Source organism: Mesorhizobium sp. M7A.F.Ca.CA.004.12.1.1 (assembly GCF_003997835.1).
In the GTDB taxonomy this organism is placed as follows: domain Bacteria; phylum Pseudomonadota; class Alphaproteobacteria; order Rhizobiales; family Rhizobiaceae; genus Mesorhizobium.
On record NZ_RZRK01000142.1, the window covers coordinates 1 to 10,131 of the forward strand.

9 protein-coding genes, 1 tRNA gene and 1 pseudogene are annotated in these 10,131 nt (G+C 62.4%); 10 read left to right on the forward strand and 1 reads right to left on the reverse strand.

The genetic code is table 11. The features are described 5' to 3' along the window. The coding region (locus tag EN984_RS37630; protein ID WP_206517418.1) for a hypothetical protein at positions 1–180 on the reverse strand (180 nt) is incomplete at its 3' end. A gap of 230 nt (positions 181–410) precedes the next feature. On the opposite strand from EN984_RS37630, the gene EN984_RS10210 reads away from it, so the two are divergent. The 10 genes and pseudogenes from EN984_RS10210 to EN984_RS10255 all read left to right on the forward strand — a co-directional run. After that, the gene (locus EN984_RS10210; protein WP_127270189.1) at positions 411–869 is read left to right on the forward strand and encodes a phasin; all 459 of its coding nucleotides are present in this window, start codon (positions 411–413) and stop codon (positions 867–869) included. Between the two features lie 369 nt (positions 870–1,238). Continuing rightward, a tRNA-His gene (locus EN984_RS10215) sits at positions 1,239–1,315 on the forward strand. Positions 1,316–1,342: 27 nt separating this feature from the next. Next, a pseudogene (locus tag EN984_RS10220) lies at positions 1,343–2,286 on the forward strand (NAD(P)(+) transhydrogenase (Re/Si-specific) subunit beta); the annotation flags it as partial. Between the two features lie 462 nt (positions 2,287–2,748). After that, positions 2,749–3,084: an ATP-binding cassette domain-containing protein gene (locus tag EN984_RS38700; protein ID WP_236383427.1), complete on the forward strand. Its 336-nt coding sequence runs from the start codon at positions 2,749–2,751 to the stop codon at positions 3,082–3,084. A 63-nt stretch (positions 3,085–3,147) separates the two neighbouring features. Then, the gene (locus tag EN984_RS10230) at positions 3,148–4,683 is read left to right on the forward strand and encodes a sugar ABC transporter ATP-binding protein (RefSeq protein WP_127267392.1); all 1,536 of its coding nucleotides are present in this window, start codon (positions 3,148–3,150) and stop codon (positions 4,681–4,683) included. Continuing rightward, positions 4,680–5,672 (forward strand): ABC transporter permease, encoded by a 993-nt coding sequence (locus tag EN984_RS10235; RefSeq protein ID WP_127267391.1) that lies wholly within the window; start codon positions 4,680–4,682, stop codon positions 5,670–5,672. The genes EN984_RS10230 and EN984_RS10235 overlap by 4 nt, the downstream gene beginning before the upstream one ends. Beyond that, a complete protein-coding gene (locus EN984_RS10240) occupies positions 5,669–6,697 on the forward strand; it encodes an ABC transporter permease (RefSeq protein ID WP_127267390.1) in 1,029 nt (342 codons plus the stop codon). Before EN984_RS10235 ends, EN984_RS10240 begins: the two co-directional genes overlap by 4 nt. A 102-nt stretch (positions 6,698–6,799) precedes the next feature. After that, positions 6,800–8,020, forward strand: a complete 1,221-nt coding sequence (locus tag EN984_RS10245) for a sugar ABC transporter substrate-binding protein (protein ID WP_127271662.1) — start codon at positions 6,800–6,802, stop codon at positions 8,018–8,020. 65 nt (positions 8,021–8,085) lie between these two features. Further along, a complete protein-coding gene (hisD, locus tag EN984_RS10250) occupies positions 8,086–9,375 on the forward strand; it encodes a histidinol dehydrogenase (protein WP_127271660.1) in 1,290 nt (429 codons plus the stop codon). Positions 9,376–9,395: 20 nt separating this feature from the next. Continuing rightward, a partial coding sequence (locus EN984_RS10255) for a LacI family DNA-binding transcriptional regulator (RefSeq protein ID WP_127383729.1) occupies positions 9,396–10,131 on the forward strand: 736 nt, incomplete at its 3' end.

Here is a 10,131-nt window from a genome sequence, read left to right on the forward strand (position 1 = left end):
CGCCTCGATGTCGGGATAACCGAACATCGCGGCTCCTGGCCCGTTGGCCCAGATCACCTGCTCCAGATCCGCCGACAGGATCGCGATCGCGTCGCCTGCCGCAAAGCGCTGGCGGACCGCGTCGAGCACGGCGACATCGAGGAAGGAATATTCGGACGGCATGCGCTTGGCGGACCTCACGGAGCGGCGATTTTGCAGTTAACGCTTTGTTAATAAAAGCCGGAGGCGCGAAGGTCCACAAGCCAGAACGTGCAAAGGCTGGAATCTGGGCTCTTGGTTAACGGCCCAAAAGAAATTTATGGTGCACTGCAACAAAGATATTGCAACGCACAAAATTTGCCTTTATATTGCCATCATACAGGAACGAGACGGCTTTCTGTCAAAGCCGCTGCCGCTGAAAAGGATGGAAAATGTCCAGGACCAAGACCGCCGAGACGATCGAAAACGTTGAATTCCCGAGCTTCGACGCTTCCAAGGCCACCGACCAGATGCGCGCCTTCGCCGAAAAGGGCGTTGAGCAGTCGAAAGAGGCCTATGCCAAGCTGAAGACCGGCGCCGAGGAGACCCAGAAGGCTCTGGAGTCGACCTACGAGAACGCCAAGACCGTTTCCAACGACCTGTCGCTCAAGACCATCTCCGCTTTGCGTGCCAATGCCGAGGCCGGCTTTTCCCACCTCGAAGCCCTGATCGGCGCCAAGTCGCTGTCGGAAGTCGTCGAGCTGCAGACCGCCTTCCTGCGCAAGCGCGTCGAATCGACCGTCGAGCAGGCCAAGGACTTCCAGGCCGTTGCCTCCAAGGCGGCCGAGGACGTCTCCAAGCCGATCAAGACCGCCTTCGAGAAGGCGATGAAGGAAATCAAGGTTGCCTAACATTTGCGCATGATCTGAAGATGCAACAAAAGGTCGCATTTTCTTAAAAACGATCAGGTGTATGATAGCAGCCATCAAGGAATACCCGGTGAGTGGAACCTCCTCCCTCTGCTCCCCGGGTGACCAGCCAGCACCTCCTCCCGCTGGCTCGTAACAGGAAAAGGCCGGCACCTCCTCCCGCCGGCCTTTTTCTTTGTCCGTCGCCCGGCCCTTGCCTGCGCCTTCTTGCTGGGCAAATGCCGCGTCGATGTGGGGAAGTGACCTTTGCTTTCCAAAAGCCTTGAATTAGAATCCATAAGCCCGTAAGGACGCATCGCCGAACGACAGAGCGGGCGGATGAGTTTCTGTTTCGATCCGCTCAGGCAACGTGCCGTTGTAGCTCAGATGGTTAGAGCGCCGGATTGTGGATCCGGAGGTCGCTGGTTCGATCCCAGCCAACGGTACCATCGACTTTCCTCGCTAAGCTATTGAATTTACTATAGAAGTTTCGACAGCTAGTGATTAGCCTTGCGGCTATTTCCGATTTTGTGATACCTAATGTGTTTCTTATTGTGATACAAATAGGCTGGTCACCACCGAGTCCAAACTGGTCTTCTGGTTGATCGTTGCGGCCTCGCTGGTGCTCGGCATCCTGCTGATCATCCCGATCGGCGGCGCCGACATGCCGGTCGTCGTCTCGATGCTCAACTCCTATTCGGGCTGGGCGGCGGCCGCACTCGGCTTCACGCTCGGCAATCTGGCGCTGATCATCACCGGTGCGCTGGTCGGCTCATCCGGCGCGATCCTGTCTTACATCATGTGCAAGGGCATGAACCGAAGCTTCATCTCGGTCATTCTCGGCGGCTTCGGCGGCGAGACGGCAGCGGCCGCCGATGACGGCATCGAACGCACGGTCAAGCAGGGTTCCGCCGACGATGCCGCCTATCTCATGATGAACGCCCAGAAAGTCATCATCGTGCCGGGCTACGGCATGGCGGTTGCCCAGGCGCAGCATGCGCTGCGCGAAATGGCCGACAAGCTCAAGGCCAATGGCGTCGATGTCAAATATGCCATCCACCCGGTCGCCGGCCGCATGCCCGGCCACATGAACGTGCTGCTCGCCGAAGCCAATGTGCCCTATGACGAGGTGTTCGAACTCGAGGACATCAACTCCGAATTCGCGCAGGCCGATGTCGCCTATGTCATCGGCGCCAACGACGTCACCAACCCGTCCGCGCGCGACGACAAGTCGTCGCCGATCTACGGCATGCCGATCCTCGACGTCGACAAGGCCCGCACCTGCCTGTTCGTTAAGCGCTCGCTCGGCTCCGGCTATGCCGGCATCGACAACACGCTGTTCTACAAGGACGGCACCATGATGCTGCTCGGCGATGCCAAGAAGATGACTGAAGAGATCGTCAAGGCGATGGATCACTGATGGGATCAGGGCTGGGACACGCCTCATTGTGTACCCGGATTATCTTGCTGTTTTGCTTCGAGACGAATTCTCAATTCAGATGGCCACCATCAGCGAATGTCGGTGTCGGTGGTTGCGCCTCCAGGTCCGCCCGGCGCCTAAGGCTTCTCGGTGCTGCGCTAGGTCAACTCGTGGCGCAAAGGAGAGGCGAGGGGCGGAGACAACGTGTTGTCGGTGCGCGATCTTGCCGTGCCACCGAAGCTTTCAGGTGTCTCGTTCGATCCCGAGGCGAGGCGAGGTGCTGGGTTTCGCCGGCCTGCTCGGCTCGGGCCGCACCGAACTGCTGGGGGCGATCGGTGGGGTCGATACGGTGCGTGCCGGTACGGTCTTGCTCGATCAAAAGAACATCACCAGTGCCTCGTATGGCGAGAGAGTCAAAAGCGGAATCGGGATGAGCCTGAAAGTCGCAAGGAGGATGGCATCTTGCCGCTACTCGGCGTTGACGAGAACACCGTCGCCACCGACTTCTCGAGAGTGGCGGTGAACGGCGTGATCTCGGCATCACGCATGGCAGACGCGGCGGGCGATATCATTCGTCGTATCGGCATCAAGACGGCGCGGATCGACACGCCGGTCGGCACATTGTCGGGCGGCAACCAGCAGAAAGTGGTGATTGGGCGCTGGGTCTATGCCGGCAGCCGAATTCTGTTGCTCGATGAGCCGACCCGCGGTGTCGATGTCGAAGCGAAGTCGCAAACTATGCCGTCGAGCGAGATGCGGCCGCCAAATACCCGGTTGACAACGAATATCGGTTTATGAAAGGGTGAGAACGTTCTCAGAGAACGTTCTCACTGCAGTTGCGACCTTACCTTGGGAGGAGGGATGAGCACCGACGAGACCCCTCTAGCCGTTCGCATCGCCAAGATTGCGAAGTCTTACGGACCGACAGTCGCGCTCGATTCCGTTTCCATTGACCTGCGTCCGGGTGAAGTCCATGCACTGCTGGGCGAGAACGGCGCCGGCAAGTCGACGCTTGTCAAGATCCTCAGCGGCGTGGTGAAGCCGGACAGCGGATCGCTGTCGATCTTTGGCGCGCCCTATGCGCCGCACGACATCGTCGGTGCGCGGGCGCAGGGCGTGGCGACGGCCTTCCAGGAACTCAGCCTGCTGCCCAACCTCAGCATCGCCGAGAATCTGATGCTGCCGAAAATGCCCAGGGGCATGCTCGGTCTCGCGTCGCATCGCACGGCGATAGCCTCCGCTCGAAAGACGCTTAAGGATTATGGTTTGGCGTATTTCGATCCTGACACGCCCGTGGGTGTGCTCTCGCTGTCGGACCGTCAGCGGCTCGAAATCGTCCGTGCTTTCACCCACGCTTCGAAATTATTGATCCTCGACGAGCCGACGGCCGCGCTGGCCGACGTCGAATGGCTGTTCGAGCTGGTGCGGCGGCAAAAATCCTTGCAGACCGCAATCCTTTATATTTCCCATCGCCTCGGGGAAGTACGCAGCTTGTGCTCGCGTGCCACTATACTGCGCAACGGCCGCAGCATCGGCACCGTCGAGCTTTCGGGCGCCTCGGACGAGAACATCTTCGAGATGATGGTCGGCCGCAGCGCGCGTGAAACGGTCAACACATTGCCCGTAGCAGGTGATGCCGCGCCCATCGCGCTGAGCGTCAAAGGCCTTTCGGGCGGCATCCTGAACGAGGTGTCGTTCAATGTCAGGCAGGGCGAGATCGTCGGCATCGCCGCGCTTGAAGGTCAAGGGCAGCGCGACCTGTTCAGGACACTGGTCGGCCTTGCCAAGGCGAAGGGCGGAAGCATCGAGATCGACGGCGTGCGCGCTCATATCGGCAGCCCAGGCGACGCGCTCTATTTTGGCAACGGCCTTGCCTACCTGCCTGAGGATCGCAAATCGGAAGGTATCCTCGGCGGCCTTACCACGGCCAGCAACATGGTGCTGCCGATCATTTCCCGCATTGCGCAGGGCGGCATCGTCTGGCCCGCCGGCGAGCGTCGCGCCGCGAGGAAAACCGCCGCGGCGGTCGACCTTCAGGAGCGCTACCTGCATTTCAAGATCGACGAGCTTTCGGGTGGCAACCAGCAGAAGGCGCTTCTGGCGCGCGTCATGATGACCGGCGCGCGCACCTTGCTGCTCTTCGATCCCACGCGCGGGGTCGATGTCGGCACCAAGCAGTCGATCTACGAGGCGATTCGCAAATTCGCCGCCGACGGCGGCTCGGTGCTCTTCTATTCATCCGAACTGCCGGAACTCGTCCATCTCGCGCATCGCTGTATCGTGCTCTACGGCGGCCGCATCTTTGCCGAATATCAGGGCGACGCCATCGACGAGCAGACCATCGTCGGCGCGCTGATCGGCCACGCTCGGAGTGCGGCGAAGGGAGTGGCTGCATGAGCGCGATCGCGGCAAATCCAGCGCCTCGCCGCTCGCCTTTCTGGCGCGCCGTCATCAGCGGCACCGGTATCGTCGCGCTGATCTACGTCCTGCTCTACGCGCTCTACGCGTTCTGGCAGCCCGATGCGCTCTCGGTCTACACATTCACCGACCTCGTCAACAATTCGACGCCGCTGGCGCTGGCGGCGGCGGGCGAGACGCTGGTCGTCATCAGTCGCGGCTTTGACCTGTCAGTCGCGGGCGTCGTCTCGCTGACCAACGTGCTGATGGCCGTCTATCCGCTCGACGGCCCGGGCGGAGCGCTGATCAGCCTGCTGATGTGCTGCGCGATCGGCGCCATCGTCGGCATGATCAACGGCATTCTGGTTGCCAGGCTCGGGCTCCAGACCATCGCGGCGACGCTCGGCACGATGATCATCTGCCAGGGGCTGGCGCTCGTCATCCTCGACGCGCCCGGCGGCATGGTCTCCGACTTTGTCACCTACACCTTGACCGACACGCTCTTCGGTGTCGTTCCGATTGCCGGTCTGTTCCTGGTTGCCGCCGCCGTGCTGTGGCTGGCCTTCCGGCGAACGAACACCGGCATCGGCCTTTATGCGATCGGCGCCGACGAGCAGTCGGCCCGTTACTCCGGCGTGGCCGTATCGGGCGTGCGCATCACTGCCTTCGTCGGCGCTGGCATCCTTTATGGCGTCGCCGGCTTCATGCTGAGCGCCCAGACCGCGACCGGCAATCCGACGGCGGGCACTCCATTCCTGGTGCTCACCTTTGCCGCCGTGGCGCTTGGCGGCACACCGCTCAGCGGTGGCCGCGGCAGCCTTATCGGCTCGATCCTCGGCGCCGGCACGCTCATGCTTTTGCAGAAAGTGCTGTTCTCGGGCGGTGTGTCGTCTTTCTACACCGGCATCTTCCAGGGCTTCGTGCTGGTGCTCGCGATCGTCTTCGGCAACGCGGTGGCGCGCCTGCTCAAGAAGGACGACGCCCGGTGAACGCGCATAAGGACATGGCGATGCCTTTCGACGCCTCTTCCGACCAGCGCGGCAGGCAGAAGCTGGACCGCGAAACGGTGAACACACTTGTCGTGTTCGGACTGAGCATCGTGCTCGTGTTGTGCTCGCGCTTCATCAGCCCGGCGCTCGGCTCCTGGAGCCAGGTTCTCACAGTGCTGATCCTTGCATCCTTCCTGATCATCCTTTCCTTTGGGCAGGGGCTTGTCATCCTGATCGGCGGACTGGATCTGTCGATACCCGCGCTCATCACGCTCGGCGGCGTTTTGACGACGAACTGGATCGGCACGAACGACGCCGGCATCTGGTACATGCTGCCGGCCATCCTGCTCATCTGTGCCCTGGTCGGCGCGGTGAGCGGCGTCGGTATCGTCTGGCTAAAGGTGCCGCCTTTCATCATGACGATGGCGACGTCGATCGTCATCGCCTCCGCGGCGCTCGGCTATACTAGCGGCACGCCGCGCGGCGGTTCGCCATCGGCCCTGTTATGGCTGATGAAGGCGTGGTTTCTCGGCGTGCCGGTGGTCATCTACTTCACCCTCGCCTTCATCCTGCTCGGCTGGCTGCTGCAGAACTTCACCGCGCTAGGACGTCGGCTTCGCGCGCTCGGCACCAACAGGAACGCCGCGCTCATCGCCGGCGTCAACGTCAACCGGCTCGAACTCATGCCCTATGCGATCAGCGCCGTTTGCGCCGGCTTCGTCGGCATGATGCTGGTCGGCTACTCTAACGGCGCGACGCTCAGGATGGGCGACAGCTACATGCTGCCCTCGATAGCCGCCGTCGTGATCGGCGGCTCCTCGATCCTCGGTGGCGGCGGAACCTTCATCGGTACGGTCGGCGGCGCAATCCTTCTGACCACGCTCGGCATGATGATCTCGGCCATCGGGCTCAGCGAGGGATGGCGCACCATCATCGAGGGCGCGATCATCGTCGGGGCGCTGCTGGTGCTGCGGGGCGAGTTCCTGACCCACATCGGAAATCGGTTGCTGACGCGAAGGAAATGACCATGCGCCTGCGTGTGATACTTTTTGTCCAATTGTGAGAACGTTCTCACAAGCTCTGGTCCGGCACCTGAAAGGGCCAAATCCAAAGGGAGGTTGATGGAAATGAAGCTGTTAAGAAGACTGGGACTGGCCGCGTCGCTGACGCTTGCCACAACTGCGGGCGTTGCGACGGTCATCGACCATGCCGACGCGCAGGACAAGAAGCTCAAGGTCTATCTGTCGCTGAGCTACAGCGGCAATTCCTGGCAGTCGGAGGCCGCGAACATCGTCAAGGCGCTGGCGCAGACGCCGCCTTACGACAAGACCGTGGAGCTGAAGGAGGTCATCTCCGGCACCGATCCGCAGGCGCAGATCTCGGCCTATGAGAGCATGATCCAGGATGGCGCCGACGGCATCATCAGCTTCCCGATCTCGTCGACGGCGCTGAACCGCACCATCCATCGCGGCTGCCAGAAGGGCGTGCTCTTCTTTATGTATGACGCGACGGTGACCGAACCCTGCGCCTACAACGTCAGCTACATCACCGCTGGTTTCGGCGAGAACAGCGCCCAGGCGCTGGTCAACATCCTCGGCGGCAAGGGCAACATCTTCCTGAGCCGTGGCGTTCCGGGCAACTCGGTCGATAAGCGCCACACCGACGGCGCGATGCACATCTTCAACCAGTATCCCGGCATCAAGGTGGTCGCGGAATACTATTCCTACTGGGATGACCGCACCACGCAGCAGGAGACGGCCAAGGCGCTCGCCGCGCATCCGGACGTCGACGGCATCTGGGCCCAGGCCGGCGAATACGGTGCGATCCAAGCGCAGCTCGACAAGGGCAACAAGCTCGTGCCGATGACCGGCGAGAACTCCGACGGCTTCCGCCTCGGCCTTGCCGATCCGAAGATGCAGGGCATGGGTCTCAAAGGCGTCTCGGCCGGCTCGCCGCCCGCCACCTCCGGCTACGCCTTCAAGCTGATGATGGAGATCCTGACCAAGAAGCGCGACCTGAAGCCGATGAACATCGAGTACCCGCTGCCCTGGGTGCCGGCTGATCAGGTCAAGCCTTGCAAGGGCGACACCTTCGCCGACGGCTGCAACGTGTTCCCGTCCGACAAGGTGCCCTCATCCTTCGTCACCGAGGTCTTCAATCCCGAGCTTCTGCCGGAACTGTCGCTACAGTCGGCGCTCGAGGGCAAGCCGACGCCCGGAGCGGCCATCCAGCCGCTGCCGGCGGATGTGAAGCAGGCGCCCGACGCGCCCGGCATCAACTGCTCGTCGTGCAAGGCCCCGGCCGACGAATACAAGCTCACCAAGATCGAGCCGACGGTGAAGCCCTGACGACCAGCAATGCGATCGATGGACGGCACCCTGCCGTCCATCCCACCCAAGACAAGGATGAGAACATGCCGACCTTTCTGAAGCGGGGCAGAGATCCCGAGGCTGTCGCCCAGGGCGACGCGGTTGTCCGAACGACCGTCGAGACGATCCTCGCCGATATCGAGAAGCGGGGCGACGCCGCCGTCCGGGAACTGTCGGAGCGTTTCGACAGATGGTCGCCGCAGAGCTTCCGGCTGACCGACAGCGATATTGAACAGGCCATCTCCAAAGTCTCGGCAAGGGATCTGGAGGACATTCGCTTCGCCCAGGCGCAGGTCCGCAATTTCGCCGAGAAGCAGCGCGCCTGCCTGCAGGATCTCGAGGTGGAAACGCTGCCGGGTGTCGTCCTTGGCCACAAGAACATTCCCGTCGACACGGTCGGCTGCTACGTGCCGGGCGGCAAATATCCGATGGTCGCCTCCGCGCACATGAGCGTGGTGACGGCAAGGGTCGCCGGCGTGAAGAAGATCATCGCCTGCGCGCCGCCGTTCCAAGGCGGGCCGCATCCGGCCATCGTCGCCGCCATGCACATGGGTGGCGCCGACGAGATCTACGTTTTGGGCGGCATCCAGGCCGTTGGCGCCATGGCGCTCGGAACCGAGACCATCGGGCGCGTCGACATGCTTGTCGGTCCGGGCAACGCCTTCGTCGCCGAGGCCAAGCGCCAGCTCTACGGGCGCATCGGGATCGATCTGTTCGCCGGTCCGACCGAAACGCTGGTGATCGCCGACGACAGCGTCGACGGCGAGATCTGCGCGACCGACCTGCTCGGCCAGGCCGAACATGGCCCGACAAGCCCGGCGGTGCTTCTGACCAATTCGCCGAAGCTGGCGCGCGACACCATGGCGGAGATCGAGCGGCAGCTGAAAATCCTGCCGACGGCCGAGATCGCCGCCAAGGCGTGGGCTGACTACGGCGAGGTGATCGTATGCGATTCCTACGAGGAAATGGTTGTGGAAGCCGACCGTATCGCCTCCGAGCACGTGCAGGTGATGACGCGCGATCCCGACTACTTCCTCGGCAACATGCGCAACTACGGCGCGCTGTTTTTGGGGCCGCGCACGAATGTCGCCTATGGCGACAAGGTCATCGGCACCAACCATACGCTGCCGACCAAGAAGGCGGCCCGCTACACTGGCGGTTTGTGGGTTGGCAAGTTCATCAAGACCTGCACCTATCAGCGCGTCCTGACCGACGAAGCGAGCGCCATGATCGGCGAGTACTGTTCGCGCCTGTGTGCCCTGGAGGGTTTCTACGGACATGCCGAGCAGGCCAACATCCGGGTCCGCCGCTACGGAGGTCGCAACGAGGCCTAAGGCAGCGCAACGGAGTTTTCATGTCGGTCATCGCCCGCAACAAGAACAGCAAACCCCGCCTGACCGTGAAGGATCTGGCGCGCGACCTCGGCATGTCTGTTTCGACCGTCTCCAGGGCTTTTCACGCCGATGCGGTGATCGCCAAGGGCACGCGCGACGTGGTGTTGAACCGCGCGAGGGAGATTGGCTATTCGCCAAACCCCTTCGCGCGCAGTCTCATCACCAAGAAGACGCGCATTGTCGGCGTGGTCGTCGCCGACATCAAGAATCCGTTCTACCCGGAAGTCCTCACCCGGCTCACCACCGAGCTGCGCGCCATCGACATGAACGTGATGCTGGTCGCGGCCGACCAGTCGGGCGAGGTCGACCAGGCGCTGCGCCTTCTTCTCAACTACCAGCCCGACCTCGCCATCATTCTCGCGGCAACATTGTCGTCGGAAGCCGCGCAGGAGTGCCGCAACGCCGGCACGCCGGTGATCTTCTTCAACCGGCTGTCGGCCGACGACCACGCTTTCGGCATCTCCTGCGACAACATCCTGGGCGGCCGCAGCATTGCCGACTATCTGGCCGACACCGGCCACCGGCGCCTGGCCTACATCGCCGCGCTGGCGGATGCCTCGACCAATGTTGCCCGTCACCGCGGCTTCAGCGAACGCGCGGTCGAGCGCGGCCTTGCAGTGCCTGCCGTCATCGATGCGGGGCAGTTCAGCTACCACGCCGGCTACGAGGCCGCCTGCAAGCTACGTGATCTTGAAG